This is a genomic window from Pseudomonas sp. ADAK13, assembly GCF_012935715.1.
In the GTDB taxonomy this organism is placed as follows: Bacteria; Pseudomonadota; Gammaproteobacteria; order Pseudomonadales; family Pseudomonadaceae; genus Aquipseudomonas.
Map to the genome: position 1 here is coordinate 5,541,105 of NZ_CP052860.1, position 14,673 is coordinate 5,555,777.

Here is a 14,673-nt window from a genome sequence, read left to right on the forward strand (position 1 = left end):
TCCCCGCCCTTGTTCAATTCTTTTAAACGCGTGCGCGATTGACCATTGCCTTGATGCTCGCAAACAGCTCCTCCTGCGCCTCCAGCGGGCTGATTTCACCGCTGGCGGCGGCCTGGGACAGGGCATCTGCCGCGCCCAGCATGCCGCGTAAAGCGGCCTGGCCGATCACGCCGTCCAGCGCAAACGGGGCGAGGGCATCCCGGCACTTGCCGAGGAAAATCACGTCGTACTCGCGCTTGATGGCTTCCAGCTCAGGGCTGCCGGCCAGCGCCGCAATCACCCCCGGAATTTCCCGCCCCTGCAGCAACACACAGTCGACATAACACGAGGCGATCACCCAGGCGCGGTCATCCAGGGTGGGTTCGCTGGTCTCGATGGCAGTCGCAAACACCTGATTCTGACGCGCGTCGAAATCTTCATACAGCGCGGCCAACAGCCCCGCGCGATCGCCGAAATGGTCATACACCACCGGCTTGGTCACGCCGGCCAACTCAGCCAGATGCCCCAGTGTCAGGGCGTCGGTGCCTTCTTCGCGCACCAGTTGCCAGGCCACGTCGAGCAACTGGCGTAGCCGGTCATCCCGGGACAGGCGACGGCGAGGGGCAGGGGATTGATCGCTTGACATGCTTATATACCAAAAGTAACTTACCAACGGTAACTTAGCTCAAGCCTACTCAATTTGCCGCCCCGTCGCCACCCCCGAAGGAGTCACTGCCATGCACGCCCTGATCGTTATTGCTCACCACGACCCGCAATCCCTGACCCACAGCCTCGCCAAACAGGCCGCCGCCGGCATCACGGCCGCCGGCCACACCGTCGAAATCGCCGACCTCGCCGCCGAAGGTTTCGACCCGCGCTACAGCGCTGCCGACCATAAAGTGCACCGCACCCGCGCCACGCCGCCGGCCGACGTACTGGCCGAGCAGGCCCGGCTCGACCGCGCCGACGCGTTGGTGCTGGTGTTCCCGATCTTCTGGTGGTCGATGCCGGCCTTGCTCAAGGGCTGGATCGACCGGGTGTTCGTCAACGGTTGGGCGATCGACTACAGCCTTGAAACCAAGGTGGTAAAAAAACTCGGCGATCTTCAGGTGCACTTGCTGGGCGTCGGCGGGGCGGACGAAGGTGTGTTTGAACGCCACGGCTATGCCGACGCGATGCGCACGCAAATCGACCATGGGATCTTCGATTACTGTGGCGCCAAGGTGCTGACCTCCGAGCTGTTGCTGGACTCGGAGAGCGGCGCCGCCGAGCAGCACCTGGAGACGGTGGCGAAGTTGGGGCGACAACTGTTCGTCACCCTGGAACCTTGCGAAACCGCCTAAACCAGGCTGCCCTGTATGAGCGTTGCCAGCTGTGCTACCGCAGCGCCTGGCGCCGGATGGCTGCAATGCAGTTCATAGCCCAGGGACGGCACCGGCGGCAGGCCGTCGAGCACACGCAGGTGCGTCGGCAAACCGATCCGGGTCCGCAAGGTCACCCCCAGCCCGGCATCGACCGCCGCCCAGATCCCGCCGACGCTGGGGCTGGTCAAGGCAATGCGCCAGGCAATGCCGGCGCGGTCCAGCGCCTCGGTGGCCGCGCTGCGCAATACGCAGGGCGCCTCGAACATCACCAGTGGCAGCGGCGCGTCCTCGGCGCGTGGCAGTTGCGGTTGGTCCCGGGGCCCAATCCAGTGCATCGGGGTTTGCCCCAGGCGTTTAGCGCCGGACGAGGTGTGGCCGGTTTCCCAGGTCAGCGCCAGGTCCAGGCTGGCGCTGTCGATCAGTGCCAGCAGTTCGGCGTTGCGGCCAATCCGCACCTCAAGGCTGATCATCGGGTACAGCCTGGCGAAGCGCCGCAGGATGTCACTGAGCACATGCTCGCCAAAATCCTCCTGCAAGCCGAGGCGCAAGGTGCCTGCGGTCTGGGTTTCATGAAGGCTGCTGAAGACGGCGTCGTTGAGGTCCAGCAATCGTCTGGCGTGGCTGAGCAGCGTTTCGCCCACGGGTGTCAGCACCAGGCCGCGGCCGGATTTGCTCAGCACGGGCGTGCCCACCTGTTCTTCGAGTTTCTTCAATTGTGCGCTGACGGCGGAGGTCGAGCGCCCCAGACGGTCCGCAGCTTTGGCGAAGCTGTTCAGCTCAACGCCGGTGACGAAGGTACGCAATACATCCAGGTCAAAGGTCGGGCGACGCATTTAATAGTCCATAAAAGCGGGATGGTTGTCGCTGTTAAATCTGATATTCGGAACGATCCTGGCTTGCTAGTTTTTGCCCGTCAACTGAATTGTCGGAGCAAGAGTCCATGAACAACAAATTTACCGAGCTGACCCGCGACGTGCTGTTCGCCGATATCTGGGAGCGTGATGGCCTGTCGCGCCGGGAGCGCAGCCTGATCACCGTGGCGGCATTGGTGGCGATGTATCGCCTGGAGCAATTGCCGTTTCATTTGCAGCGAGCGATGGGCAACGGTGTGAGCGTCGATGAGCTAGGCGAAGTCATCACCCACCTGGCGTTTTATTCCGGCTGGCCGACGGCGGCGTCGGCGTTGAACCTGTTGGCCGCCATCGTTCCTGCGGAGTAACCCCCATGCCTTACGCCCGAATCTCCCTGCATCGCGGGAAATCCCCTGAATATCTGCAAGCCCTTTCCCAGGGACTGCATGACGCTCTGGTAGAAAGCTTCAAGATTCCTGTGGCCGACCGCTTTCATGTAGTCCACCAGCACGAAGTGGGCGAGATGATCATCGACCCCAACTACCTGGGCGGCCCGCGGAGCCACGACTATGTACTGATCGCGATCACCGGCGGCAAACCCCGGGATACCGAGACCAAACGACGGTTTTACCAGGTGTTGGTGGAGCGGCTGGAGGCCGCTATTGGGCTGAGCCCTGAGGACGTGATGGTGGTGATTACCACGACGGCGGCGGATGAGTGGTCGTTTGCGGGTGGCAGAGGGAACTGACTCAACCCTCGCGAAACAAGTCATGGGCATCCAGCAACCGATACGCAATCTCCGGCCGCTTCTCCATGCCCTTGCGAATCGCTGCCGGAATCGACTGCCGGGTCTTGCGACACAACCCCGGCAAGTCATCGATAACGATCTGAATCCCGCGCATGCTTTTGACTTCCGTATGACCGGGCGCGATATGCACGCGGATGCCCAGTTGCTGGTGCATCAGCTGTTGCATGCGCTCAAGGTCTGGCAGGCTTTGCAGGTTCTCCAGGCGTTCGAGCAGGCGTTTTTCTTCCTGGCGGGTCAGGTGCAGGATGCGTGCATCGGCGCCGGGAAGGTCGAGCAGTTGCTCACGCTTGCAGTCGCAGGCGCCGGGTGGGCAGGGTTGGCGAATCGTCATGAAGTCTCCCTCCCGTTACCGGCGCCGTTGGCTTACCAGGTCAGATGAACCCCAAGGCTTTCCAGCGCGTTCCAGTACTCAGGATAGGTCTTGCCGACGCAATCCGGGTCCTGAATCCTGATCCCCGACACCTTCAGGCCTGCCAGGGCAAAGCACATGGCGATGCGGTGGTCGGCGTGGGTGTCGATCAGCGCGTTGCACGAGGTGCCCGCCAGGGCCGGATCGCTGGCCACCAGCAGATCATCACCTTCAATGGTCGCCAAACCCGCACGGATTTCATTCAGGCCGTCATGCAGGGCCTGCACCCGGTCACATTCCTTGACCCGCAGGTTGGCCAATTCCGTGAAGCGTACTGGCGTGTTGTTGAACGCGGCCAGTACGGCGAGGGTCGGAATCGCATCCTGCATTTGCGAGCCAATGACCACCGGCTGCATCTGCGGGAATTGTGCGATCACTGCCTGGGCTTTTGCGTCGGGCTGGGTGAAATCCTGCGGGGCGACACCGAGGTCGATACGGCCACCGGTCAGCACTTCGGCGGCCCACAAATAGGTGGCGGCGGAAGCGTCGGGCTCGATCAGGTAGTCATGGGCGGTATAGCCGGTGGGGGCCACGCGCCAGGTGCTTTCGTCGACGATGTCCACCTGGGCACCGAAGGCGCGCATGCAGTCCAGAGTCAGGTCGACATAGCCACGGGCGCCGATGTCCTTGCCGGTCAGGGCCACTTCAATCGGGGCTTCGCCGCATGCTGCCAGCATCAACAGTGCCGACACGTACTGGCTCGACAGGCCGCCGTCGATCTCGAAACGCTTGGCCTGCACACGGCCTGTGCCGTGCACGGTCACCGGCGGGCAACCGGTTGGGCTGTCGACCTTGATGCCATTCTGGCCGAGGGTCGCGAGCAGCGGTCCGATCGGGCGTTTTTGCATGTAGGCGTCGCCGTCCAGCACCACGGTGCCTTGAACGGTGGCCACGGCGGCGGTGAGGAAGCGCATAGCGGTGCCGGCGTTGCCGAGGAACAGCGGTTGCGCCGGCAGTTGCAGTTTGCCAACGCTGGTGACGACGAACGTGGTGTCGTCCGGTTCATCAATTTCCACGCCCATCTGCCGCAGGGCCACCGACATGTGGCGGGTGTCATCGCTTTTCAACGCGCCGCTCAAACGGCTGGTGCCCTTGGCCAGGGCAGCCAGCAGCAGGGCACGGTTGGTAATGGATTTGGAGCCGGGGGGCGCTACCTTGCCGTTCAGTGGAAAGTTGGGCGGTGTAACGGTCACGGTTTTCTGCGAACTCAAGGTACAAGGCTCCTGCTTCAGGGCGGGTGGCGTTTGGCGGACACGAATAATCGGCCAAACACGCTACCGTTGTCGAGCGGGGATCGCAGCCGGCGTGACGCGGGCTCAGGTCAGCAGCATCACTTCGATGCGCTCCTTGCCCTTGCCAGTGTTTTTACGCTTGAGCGCCAGCGGCCCGATTTCACCGGTTGAGCGCGGGTGCGTGCCACCGCAGGCCATTTGCGCAAAACCGTCCACCCGCCAGAATCTGCGCTCGGCGGCGACATCGCTGAACTCGGTATGGATCGGCAAGTCGCTGTTGATCAGGGCCAGGGCCTGCGCTTCGATCGGCGCAAACAACGGCGCCAGGCTGGTATCACTGGCGAAGTCGACGCGCGCCTTGTCGGCCGAGATATGCGCACCGATCCGCAGGATGCCCGGTTTGAGTTGATACACCAGTTGCAGCACCATCTCGGCGGCAAAGTGCAGGCGCATCAGCCGATAGCGGCGGGCGCCGTCGATGCGGATTTGCACGGGCATGCCGGGCGTCAGATGGTGCTCGGCGGGCAGGGTATAAACGATCCGCACTCCCTGTTTTTGCGCCTCTAGCACCGGGTAGCCGCCGATGCTGCCTGAATCGCTTTCCTGGCCGCCGGAGAAGGCAAAGAAAATGGTTTCGCGCACTTCTACCTCAGCACCGGCAACGTGGGTGACTTCGGTCTCGAGGGTAGTTTGGTAAGGGTCGTTCCAGAAAAGTTTGTGAGTCATGGTCCTGTCCCTGGAAAATGGCGTGCGCCTGATCATAGCGTCACGCCATTTTTCCTGGCTAGCGGATTCTTCGCCGTGGACAGCACGTAGTCATAGCGGTATCTCACGGCCGATCCAGTCCAGGATCGAACTGTGGCGCGGCGTCCAGCTCAGCTCCGCGCGAGCACGCTTGGCCTTAATCCGCCATGCGACCATTCAAGTCGCCATAGGTGAACGCCTTGAGTTCGTGGGTATCCAGTTGCCCGGTACGCAGGAAGCCTTCGGCCAGGCTGTGCATCGCACCGTACAGGAACTCGGCGATGCTCGAGCCCGCCGTCAGCCGGCGCACGCCCAGGGCTTGCAGCGTCTCGGGCGCGGGCAGGCCGGCCCAGGCCAGGACGTTGACGGGCAGGGTGGTTGCCTGGCAAAGCTGCCGTATCTCCTGCTCCAGGTGGATACCGGCGGCGAACAGGCCGTCGGCACCGGCACCTTGATACAGCGCCGCACGCTTGAGCAGTTCCTCAAGGCGCTGCGGCTCGGGAGCCAGGCCTTTCAGGTACACGTCGCAGCGGGCGTTGATAAACAACTTCACGCCACAGCTGTCCGCCACACGGCGGGCGACCTCGATCTTGCGCGCCAGCAGGTCAGGCGTGCCGGCGCCGTCCTCAAGGTTGATGCCGACGGCGCCTGCGTCGATCACGGCCTTGATCACCCGGCCGACCTGCTCCGGGTCGTCGGAGTAACCCGCCTCGATGTCCACGCTCAGCGGTACGTCAATGACGCGGGCGATGGAATGCACGGTGCTCACCAGCAAGGGCAGCGGCAGTTGATTGCCGTCCTTGTAACCGTGGGTCCAGGCAACGGCCGCGCTGCTGGTGGCGACGGCCTGGCTGCCCAGTTGCGCCACCAGGCGTGCACCGCCTGCATCGGCGACGTTGGGCAGGATCAACAAGTGGGCGTGGTGCAGGGCATGGAAGGCGGTGGCGTGAGTGGTCATGGCGGGTCAGTCCTTTGAGCGGGTTTTATTATGGAAGGCGCCTGTCATATCAAGAATCGTCCCGGCCTCGCAATGGTTAAACCACCACTGGTCGACATTTCCCACGTCGATGTCGATTGAGCGCCTGATTGATCGACTACAGGCACAACAACCCGTCGCATCAGGAGAGTGACCATGTCTTACGTAGATGGCTGTGTGATCGCGGTACCCACCGCAAACCGCGAACAATTCATCAAGCACGCCAAGGTCGCCGCCGTGGTGTTCAAGGAACATGGCGCGCTGAATATCGTTGAGTGCTGGGGCGACGATGTGCCCCAGGGGAAGGTGACGTCGCTGCCCATGGCGGTGAAGCTCAAGGACGATGAAACCGTGGTGTTTTCCTGGATCGTGTGGCCGTCACGGCAGGTGCGTGATGCCGGGATGCGCAAGGTGATGGAGGACCCGCGCCTGAAGGCGGACGCCAACCCGATGCCGTTTGATGGGCAACGCATGATTTATGGCGGCTTTGAGATGATCCTCAACACCTGAAGCAGGGTGTTCACGGACGGCAGCTGTAGTCCGATCGCCTGTTACAGGGTAGGACCAACGACAAGTCCGGCGCAGGACTGCTGCGAAAACCCCGCAAAACAAGGACATGGCGCGATTTGTCTGACAGAACCGTCGGGTAGACAACCCGGCGGGGTGGGCTAAGTTCAAGGCGCTTCCCATGACGGGAAGTCTTCAATCAAGGAGTGACTGAAATGAACAAACCCCAGACTCAACTCAGGCATGGTCGCGTCGTGACCCCGGCGAGCCGTGGCTCGGTGGCGGTAGAACGCGGCCTGCTGGAGAACTGGCAAGTCAACGAAATGGAAGGCGGCAAGAACTTCCCGGCCCTCAGCGCCGGGCCGTTTCCGGCGCCTTATGAAACCGATGATCAAAGTGTCACGCCGCCCGGCGACGGGCACATCCTCAGCGGCGGCAAGACCGATGCCCGGGACTGCGTGAACTTCACCGACGAGGAAATGAGCAAGAAGCTCAACACCCCGTTTAACTGGCCATTGCTGAATGTTGAAGCCGGCCAGGTGTTCAAGGTGCAGTGGGACTACACCGCTGCGCACGTGACCCGTGGTTATCGCTGGTTGATTACCCGGGACGGCTGGGACCCCAAGCAGCGCATCAGCCGTGCTCAACTGGAGCCCAAGCCGTTCTTCGAGGACTTCTACACCCAGGTGCCGTACTACCAGCACTCGGCTGAACTGAAGGCCAAGGTAGAGCATCAAGTGACATTGCCCAAGGGCAAGAAGGGCCGGCATGTGCTGGTGTTGATGTGGATCGTGGCCAACACCGGCAATGCGTTCTATCAGGCGTTTGACGTCGATTTCAAATAGCGGCAACTGAACCTGGAGGCAACACATAATGTGGTGAGGGAGCAAGCTCCCTCACCACAGGTGTTGCGTTTAATCAGCGCTGGGCCAACCAGTAATCGTGCAACGCACGGGCCGCCGGTTCAATCGCGGCGACCCGTTGCTGATGGGCATTTACATCCAGGTCTGCCGGCAGTTCAAAGTTGTCCTGCTCGGCACACCAGGAAATTTTCTCAAACTGCCCGGCCTGTTCGGCAGGCAGCTCTGGCCAGTTGCCAATAGCGGCGCCACGGATATAACCAAAGCACCATTCTTCCGCCAGGGTCAGTGGCTGGTCCTGATGCTCGGTTTCTTCGAAACGTGCCTTGAAACCCTGGGCGTCGGTCGCCAGTTGCGTGGCGATAGCGTTCATATGGCGCACGCACAGTTCAAGAAACCGCTTGGCTTCTTCCGGGCTTTCCCAATCCGGGTTCTGCCCACCAAAGATGCCGGGGAACCATTCGGCCACATCCACCTGCGCGGGGCTGGAAACCAGGGCGGTGAAGTAGCCGTCGAGCTCGGCCAGGTTCAGCACCGAATGGTCGTCGCCGTACTTGAGCAGGGTTTCGTCGATGAACTCGAAATCGGCGGGAGCGAGGGGTTGGTCGTGCATGGGCATATCCTTTGTGCGTGGAACGCCGCTGATGGGGCGGCTTAAAGCGCGGAGGATGGCGCGTGTCGGGGTTTTAATCCAGCTTCTTCAACGCTTTTCCCACATGACGCACAGCTTGCTCATGCACATCGAACCCGCGACCGCGAGGATGATCGGCACCAGGAAGTCATGGTCGATGCGGGTGAATTCCGCCACCAGCACGATCGCCGTCAACGGCATGCTCATGCTCGATGCCAGGAACGCCGCCGCGCCAATGATCGCGAACGCCCCCAGCGGCACGCCGGGCCACAGCAGGCTCCAGGCGCCGCCGAGGATGATCGCCAGCAAGGCGCCGTTGGCCAGCGCCGGGGTCAGCAAACCGCCTTCGGCACCGGCCCGCAGGCTGCTGGCGGTGATCAGCACCTTGACCACCAGCAGCACGGCGGCGAGGCCGATGGTCAGCTCATTGTCGAAGCCCAACTGCGCCGGGCCCTTGCCGTTGCCGAGGATTTGCGGCAGGAAAATCGCCAGGCCACCGATGATGGTGAAGTTGATCAGCGACAGCACTGGCAGGTGCCAGCCCCGGGCAGCATGGTTGCGGGCAGTGCCGGTCAGGCGGGTGAAGCCGTAGGCGGCCAGCCCAAACACCGGCCCGCAGGCCAGCGCCCAGGCGATCAAGCCAGGGCTGAGCACGAAGTGCGGCACCACGTATTGCGACTCCGCCCCCAGGCCGATCCAGGCTACCGAGGCGCCGATGGCCGAGGTGGCCAACGCAATTACCGCCGCCGGCCAACTGAACACACCCACCAGCACTTCGAGCACAAACACCGCGCCCCCCAGCGGCACGTTGTACACCGCCGCCAACCCGGCGCCCGCGCCGCAGGCAACGATCAACCGGTGCATGTCGGGCGCCAGGCGTGCCCGCTGTGATAACCAGGTGGCCGCCAGCGCGCCGACTTCCCGGGGCGCCACTTCACGGCCCAGGGGCGAGCCGAGGGCCACGGTGATGATTTGCAGCACGGCGTGGGCGAGGGTGGTCTTGGGTGGCATGATCGGCGCGTCCGCCGAGACCGCTTGCTTGATGCTCACCAACGGGCGGCCATAGCGGTAGATCAGCCACCAGCCCACGCCCGCCACCAGGCCGCAGGTGATCAGCACCCACACCCGGCGCTCAGGCGAGGCGGCGGTGACGCCGAGCAAAAAGGTTTCATGGCTGATCAGGCTGTCGAGGCTGTAACCGTACGCCAGGTGCTGGATGCCATGCAGCAGCAACGCCAGGAGCATGCCGCCCAGGCCGGCACCGATGCCGGTGAAGATGACAACGAGGGCGAGAATCAGCAGCGAACGGGTCTTTGAGGGCATGGAGGGTCCAGTGAGCCGGGTTTTCGACGCCGATTCTATAGCGCAATGATGACGTTATAGCCCCGAGGTGTAATGCAAATACGCGAACGGGCGTTCCACAACATTGCATTACGTTCAGATTACTTTAACGGCCCGGCCGATTGCCTGAATCGGACCTGTCGGCTTGCCGGTTTTTGATCCGCCGGGGTTTTCCAGGGTCAGCTCAAACAACTGGTTGGGGGCCAGCGGCGGCAGTTTGTCGAGGGGCACCGACAGCGATTGTCCCGGCTTGACCAACCCCAGCGACACCGGGCCTTGCCAGTCTTCGCCCTTGGTCCAGAACTGCAAGGTCTTGTCTGCCGGTACTTCCATGATGCCCAGGGGAATCAGCTGGATTGCCTGATCATGACTCGCCTGAATCACCCAGCCCGGTGCCTGGTTTTGCGGGGCGACCAGTACCACCACATAGGCGGTCGGGTTGATGGCCGCCGTACGGGTCAGCAGCAGCGTCGCCAGAACAAGGCTCGCCGCGATGCCTGCCCCCGCCAGCCCACGCCACAGGGCCAGCCTGTTCCACCACGAGACCGTCGAGTTCTGAAGGGCTGAATGCCCCAGGCTGCGCTCGATGCGTCGCCATAAATACACCGAAGGTGTCTCGGGCTCGACCTGTTCGGTCAACGGCAGCAAACGCTGTTCCCAGGCGTCCACCGCGCTACGCAACGCGGCGTCGGTTGCCAGACGTTCTTCTACCTCGGCGCGTTGCTCGGCGGGCAGGGTGCCCAGCACGTATTCGCTGGCCAGTTCGTCGATGCTGTTCATGCCATGCACTCACGCAATGCCGCGAGGCTGCGTTTGATCCACGCTTTCACGGTGCCCAGCGGGGTGCCGAGTCTGTGCGCGATTTCGCTGTGGGAATAACCGTCTACATACGCATGCAGGATGCAGTTGCGGCGGGCCGGGTCCAGTTGTTCGAGGCAGCTGTAGATTCGCCCCGAGCGTGCCTGATACTCGAAGGTGTCGGTGTGCTCGCCCGTTTCATGTTCTTCGCCAAGGGGCACTTCGCGGCCAGTACTGCGCACGGCGTTAAGCGCCAGGTGCCGGGTCACGCTGTACACCCAGCCACGGGCCGAGCCTTTTTGCGGGTCGAAACCGGCAGCACCGTTCCAGATCTTGATAAAGGCGTCATGCACGATGTCTTCGGCCACGGCCTTGTCGCGCACGATGCGCAACGCGACCCCGAGCAGCCGGCTGCTTTCCTGCTGATACAGGCGGCGCAAGGCCGGTTGTTCGCCCCGGGCGCAGGCCAGCAGGCAGGTTTCATAGTCAAAAACGGCGTCAGGCAAGGACAAGGCTTCCAGGTGGATGCCCCGGTGGTGAGCCCGGGGCGCTTTCGCAGCAGCGTAGACGACTTTGGTCAGTTGGCCGCCCAGAAGATGTAGTCGGCCTGGTACTTCACCACTTCCTGCTTGCCCTTGTTGGCCGTCGTGCATTCGGTGCTCGGCGCCACGCCGCCCTTGAGGGCTACCCGTTGAATGTACGCGACACCACTCATCGCGCCCTTGCCTTCGGCGGGGTTGGCCTTGACCAGTTGATAGGGCAGGTTGCCGGGGCTGGACGGCGCAACGGCCAACTGCGTACCAGTGACTTTCGAACCGTCCTTGGCCTGCCAGGTGGCGGGCGGGCCGAAGTAGCTGCCGACCTGCTGGCCGCTCCGGTCATTGAGCACGGCCTTGGGCCCGACAAAGAACCATTCGGTCTGGCCGGCTGCGTTGGCCTTGTCTCGGCATTCATAGGTGATTTCGCCGACCCCGGTGGTTTCCATTGCCACCTTGTGACCGTCCGGCACTTTGATGCTGTCGGGTAAACCGGTCTGGGCAAAGGCGCCCGGTGCAGCGGCGAGCAGGCAAGTCAGGCAGAACAAGGCTTTGGCGTTCATGGGTGTCTCTCCATAAGGGCAGCAAGGCGCTGCTACCGGTACTACCCGCGACACGCGCAAACGGATGCAGCGATTAGAAAATAAATCGGCAAGGGCGCACACTGTGGCCCCCGCACTACCAGAGGAGAGATTGACGATGACCGGTGTTCACAAGTCTGCTCAACAGGGATTCTCTACCCAGGCCGTCACGTACGCCCAAGGCCGGCCGGACTACCCACGACAACTCACGGGCTGGCTCACCGACGCCCTGCAGATCAACCCGCACTCCACGGTCATCGACCTGGGCGCCGGCACCGGCAAGTTCACTCGGCTGCTCAGCAGCGTGGCGCCGACGTTGATCGCGGTCGAGCCGGTAGAGGCGATGGGCGCGCAGTTGAAGAAACAGCTGCCCGATGTGCGCCTGCTGTCAGGCACCGCCGAGGCCATTCCTCTTGAAGCGGCCACTGCCGATGCGCTGGTGTGCGCCCAGGCGTTTCACTGGTTCTCCACGCCCGCCGCGCTGGCGGAAATTCACCGGGTGCTGAAGCCGGAAGGCCGGCTGGGTTTGATCTGGAACGTGCGGGACGAATCCGTGGACTGGGTCGCGGCGATCACCGAAATCATCACGCCCTACGAGGGCGACACCCCGCGTTTTCACACCGGGCGTTGGCGCGAGGCGTTCACCGGCGAGTATTTTTCCGCCCCCGAAATGACCTGCTTCCCTTACAGCCATGTCGGCAGCCCCCAGGAAGTGATCATGGATCGCTTCCTTTCGGTGAGCTTTATCGCCGCATTGCCGCCGGCGGAAAAGGCGCTTGTCACTGAGCAGTTGCAGTCGCTGATCAACACGCATCCAGCGTTGCGCGGCCGTGAGACGGTGGCATTCCCGTACCAGACTCAGGCCTATCGCAGCCAGCGACTGGCAAAAAATGCATAAAGTCAGATCGTTTTGATATAAGTAGTTATAAGAAAAATCGCTATGCTGCGGCCAGAATTTTATAAGGCCGCAGGTAGTGGTAATGGATGTAGGTAATTTTGGTTTCTCGATTGCTGGCCTGATTGTTGGATTTATCGTGGGAATGACCGGTGTAGGCGGTGGTTCGTTGATGACGCCGATCCTGCTGTGGTTCGGCATCAACCCGGCCACCGCCGTGGGCACCGACCTGTTGTACGCCGCCATCACCAAGTCCGGTGGGGTGCTGGTTCACAGCAAGAATCGCAACATCGACTGGACCATCACCGGCTGGCTGACCCTGGGCAGTGTGCCTGCCGTGTTGCTGACCTTGTGGTTCCTCAAGAGCCTGGACACTGATCCCGCCGCCCTGAACGCGGTGATCAAGCAGTCCCTGGGCGTGGTGTTGCTGCTGACGGCCACGGCAATCCTGTTCAAGAGCAAGCTGTTGGCCTTCGCCCAGCGGCATGCCGGCGACGACTACAAGATGGCGCCGCGCAACCTCAATGCACTGACCATCATCACCGGCGCGATCCTCGGCACCATGGTGGCCCTGACCTCCATCGGCGCCGGCGCCCTGGGCACCGTGGCGCTGTTTATCCTGTACCCGTTCCTGGCCACCAAGCGCCTGGTGGGCACGGAGATCGCCCACGCCGTGCCGCTGACCCTGGTCGCGGGCCTCGGCCACGCGAGCATGGGCAACATGGACTGGACGCTGCTGGGCTTCCTGTTGCTGGGATCGCTGCCGGGGATTTACGTCGGCAGCCACATGGCCGGCAAGGTTCCGGACGGGATACTGCGTCCTTGCCTGGCGTTCATGCTGGTGATGATTGGCTTCAAGCTGGCGTTTTAACGCGCCGGGCCATTGCCGATCTGCCACACAAACGGCGGCTCGGTGCCGTTGATCACCCAGTCGCCAACGATTCGCGCCTTGTAGATCACCGGGTTGTGGGACGACACCGTGCGGGCGTTGCGCCAGTGCCGGTCGAGGGCTTTGCCCTGGCGCACATCTGAGGCGCCCAGCGCGTTGAACAGTTCAGTGGTGGCGCGCTGGATCAGTTCCGAGACCACCACCTGCGCCGTGGCTGATTCGATTTCAGCGGCCACATTGGCTTCGCGCTCCACCGCGTCATCCCCGCCGAACCTTGCCACGTAAGCCTGTTGCGCCGGGAGGGTAGCCTTCAGTGCACTGGCTTCGGCGGCATACACCAGCGCCGCGACTTCACCCACCACCTGCTGAATCTGCGCATCCTGGCTCACATGGGCCGCGTTGCCGTGGCTGTAGATACGCTTGCGGCTGCGTACCTGATGCGCCACATCCTTGAGGGCCGCGCGGCCGATGCCGGCCAGGGTGGCGAGCAGCACCAGTTGGTAGAACGCGGTCTGGTATTTGAAGCGGGTGGCAAAGTCGATGACGTTTTCAGCCTCCACGACCGCATCGGTAAAGCGTGAGGTGCCGCTGCCGGTGGTGCGTTGGCCAAAGCCGTCCCAGTCATCACTTTGCACCACGCCAGGCTGACGGGTGCGGGTGGCAGCAATCACGTCGCCACCGGTGTCGCTGCGTTGGGCGTACACGTCGATCCAGTCGGAAAACAGGCTGCCGGTGCTGTAGAACTTTTCACCGTTGAGTTTCCATTTATCGCCGTCCGGACTGACCTTGGTGACGACGTCGCCGATGGCCACGCTGCCGATTTCGGTCCAGGCACAGCCGACGATGTCGCCGTCGACAAAGCGCTTGAACCAGATGTCCCGCGCTGCGCCGGGGGCGGCGTTCAGGCGGTCTTCGGCAAACGCGAAATGCCCGCGCAGGGCCTGGGGCACGTTGGAGTCGGCTTCGGCCAGCTCGATCAGCAGTTCAAACAACTGCGGCAGCGAGGCGCCGCCGCCACCGTATTCCACCGGCACACGCACGGCACCGAAGCCTGCTTGCTTGAGCCACTGGATGGGCTCATGGGGCAGGGCGCGGGTGTGTTCGCGCTCTACGGCACCCTCGGCGATGCGCTGGAAAATCGGCCGGAAGCGCTCGGCCAAGGCTTGATAATCGACGCCGGTGGACAGCGGATTGATCACGTGATGTTCGGTCATGGGGACGGTTCCTGGGCAGTGAGATAGGTGAGCTATTGCACGGTCCATGCCGGGCGCG

The 14,673-nt window shown here is 62.7% G+C and carries 19 protein-coding genes; 7 read left to right on the plus strand and 12 right to left on the minus strand.

Going from position 1 to position 14,673, the window contains the following annotated elements:
* Positions 1–22 precede the first annotated feature (22 nt).
* Positions 23–625 (minus strand): TetR/AcrR family transcriptional regulator, encoded by a 603-nt coding sequence (locus tag HKK54_RS25600; RefSeq protein WP_169388249.1) that lies wholly within the window; start codon positions 623–625, stop codon positions 23–25.
* 91 nt (positions 626–716) lie between these two features.
* Here HKK54_RS25600 and HKK54_RS25605 point away from each other — a divergent pair, with 91 nt between their 5' ends.
* Positions 717–1,322 carry an NAD(P)H-dependent oxidoreductase gene (locus HKK54_RS25605; RefSeq protein ID WP_169388250.1) on the plus strand — a complete coding sequence of 202 codons (606 nt, stop codon included), beginning with the start codon at positions 717–719 and terminating at the stop codon, positions 1,320–1,322.
* Here HKK54_RS25605 and HKK54_RS25610 read toward each other — a convergent pair.
* Entirely contained in the window at positions 1,319–2,176 is an 858-nt protein-coding gene (locus HKK54_RS25610; protein WP_169388251.1) for a LysR substrate-binding domain-containing protein, read from the minus strand. The genes HKK54_RS25605 and HKK54_RS25610 overlap by 4 nt on opposite strands.
* A 107-nt stretch (positions 2,177–2,283) precedes the next feature.
* On the opposite strand from HKK54_RS25610, the gene HKK54_RS25615 reads away from it, so the two are divergent.
* Positions 2,284–2,562, plus strand: a complete 279-nt coding sequence (locus HKK54_RS25615; protein ID WP_169388252.1) for a carboxymuconolactone decarboxylase family protein — start codon at positions 2,284–2,286, stop codon at positions 2,560–2,562.
* A gap of 5 nt (positions 2,563–2,567) precedes the next feature.
* On the plus strand, positions 2,568–2,942 hold the full coding sequence (locus HKK54_RS25620) for a tautomerase family protein (protein WP_169388253.1): 375 nt from the start codon (positions 2,568–2,570) through the stop codon (positions 2,940–2,942).
* Between the two features lies 1 nt (position 2,943).
* Here the strand turns inward: HKK54_RS25620 and HKK54_RS25625 are convergent, their stop codons facing one another.
* From HKK54_RS25625 to HKK54_RS25640, 4 genes are all read right to left on the minus strand, one after another.
* Entirely contained in the window at positions 2,944–3,333 is a 390-nt protein-coding gene (locus tag HKK54_RS25625; protein ID WP_010169661.1) for a hypothetical protein, read from the minus strand.
* Positions 3,334–3,365: 32 nt separating this feature from the next.
* On the minus strand, positions 3,366–4,622 hold the full coding sequence (aroA, locus tag HKK54_RS25630) for a 3-phosphoshikimate 1-carboxyvinyltransferase (protein WP_169388254.1): 1,257 nt from the start codon (positions 4,620–4,622) through the stop codon (positions 3,366–3,368).
* Between the two features lie 105 nt (positions 4,623–4,727).
* Positions 4,728–5,369 carry an alanyl-tRNA editing protein gene (locus HKK54_RS25635; protein WP_169388255.1) on the minus strand — a complete coding sequence of 214 codons (642 nt, stop codon included), beginning with the start codon at positions 5,367–5,369 and terminating at the stop codon, positions 4,728–4,730.
* A gap of 175 nt (positions 5,370–5,544) precedes the next feature.
* The gene (locus HKK54_RS25640) at positions 5,545–6,345 is read right to left on the minus strand and encodes an isocitrate lyase/PEP mutase family protein (protein WP_169388256.1); all 801 of its coding nucleotides are present in this window, start codon (positions 6,343–6,345) and stop codon (positions 5,545–5,547) included.
* A gap of 174 nt (positions 6,346–6,519) precedes the next feature.
* Here HKK54_RS25640 and HKK54_RS25645 point away from each other — a divergent pair, with 174 nt between their 5' ends.
* Together HKK54_RS25645 and HKK54_RS25650 are read left to right on the plus strand one after the other, a co-directional pair.
* Entirely contained in the window at positions 6,520–6,873 is a 354-nt protein-coding gene (locus HKK54_RS25645) for a DUF1428 domain-containing protein (RefSeq protein WP_169388257.1), read from the plus strand.
* 212 nt (positions 6,874–7,085) lie between these two features.
* A complete protein-coding gene (locus HKK54_RS25650) occupies positions 7,086–7,715 on the plus strand; it encodes a lytic polysaccharide monooxygenase auxiliary activity family 9 protein (protein ID WP_169388258.1) in 630 nt (209 codons plus the stop codon).
* Between the two features lie 73 nt (positions 7,716–7,788).
* On the opposite strand, the gene HKK54_RS25655 is transcribed toward HKK54_RS25650, so the two are convergent.
* From HKK54_RS25655 to HKK54_RS25675, 5 genes are all read right to left on the minus strand, one after another.
* On the minus strand, positions 7,789–8,343 hold the full coding sequence (locus tag HKK54_RS25655) for a UPF0149 family protein (RefSeq protein WP_169388259.1): 555 nt from the start codon (positions 8,341–8,343) through the stop codon (positions 7,789–7,791).
* Between the two features lie 87 nt (positions 8,344–8,430).
* Positions 8,431–9,684: a chloride channel protein gene (locus HKK54_RS25660; RefSeq protein WP_169388260.1), complete on the minus strand. Its 1,254-nt coding sequence runs from the start codon at positions 9,682–9,684 to the stop codon at positions 8,431–8,433.
* Positions 9,685–9,798: 114 nt separating this feature from the next.
* Positions 9,799–10,482 (minus strand): anti-sigma factor, encoded by a 684-nt coding sequence (locus tag HKK54_RS25665; protein WP_169388261.1) that lies wholly within the window; start codon positions 10,480–10,482, stop codon positions 9,799–9,801.
* A complete protein-coding gene (locus HKK54_RS25670; protein WP_169388262.1) occupies positions 10,479–11,006 on the minus strand; it encodes a sigma-70 family RNA polymerase sigma factor in 528 nt (175 codons plus the stop codon). Before HKK54_RS25670 ends, HKK54_RS25665 begins: the two co-directional genes overlap by 4 nt.
* 71 nt (positions 11,007–11,077) lie before the next feature.
* A complete protein-coding gene (locus tag HKK54_RS25675) occupies positions 11,078–11,599 on the minus strand; it encodes a DUF3455 domain-containing protein (RefSeq protein ID WP_169388263.1) in 522 nt (173 codons plus the stop codon).
* A 136-nt stretch (positions 11,600–11,735) separates the two neighbouring features.
* Here HKK54_RS25675 and HKK54_RS25680 point away from each other — a divergent pair, with 136 nt between their 5' ends.
* Both HKK54_RS25680 and HKK54_RS25685 read left to right on the plus strand, forming a co-directional pair.
* Positions 11,736–12,515 carry a class I SAM-dependent methyltransferase gene (locus HKK54_RS25680; RefSeq protein ID WP_169388264.1) on the plus strand — a complete coding sequence of 260 codons (780 nt, stop codon included), beginning with the start codon at positions 11,736–11,738 and terminating at the stop codon, positions 12,513–12,515.
* A gap of 82 nt (positions 12,516–12,597) precedes the next feature.
* Positions 12,598–13,383, plus strand: coding sequence for a sulfite exporter TauE/SafE family protein (locus tag HKK54_RS25685; protein ID WP_169388265.1), 786 nt, complete (start codon positions 12,598–12,600; stop codon positions 13,381–13,383).
* Here the strand turns inward: HKK54_RS25685 and HKK54_RS25690 are convergent.
* Positions 13,380–14,615: an acyl-CoA dehydrogenase family protein gene (locus HKK54_RS25690; RefSeq protein ID WP_169388266.1), complete on the minus strand. Its 1,236-nt coding sequence runs from the start codon at positions 14,613–14,615 to the stop codon at positions 13,380–13,382. The two genes, HKK54_RS25685 and HKK54_RS25690, sit on opposite strands and share 4 nt — an antisense overlap.
* Between the last annotated feature and the right edge of the window lie 58 nt (positions 14,616–14,673).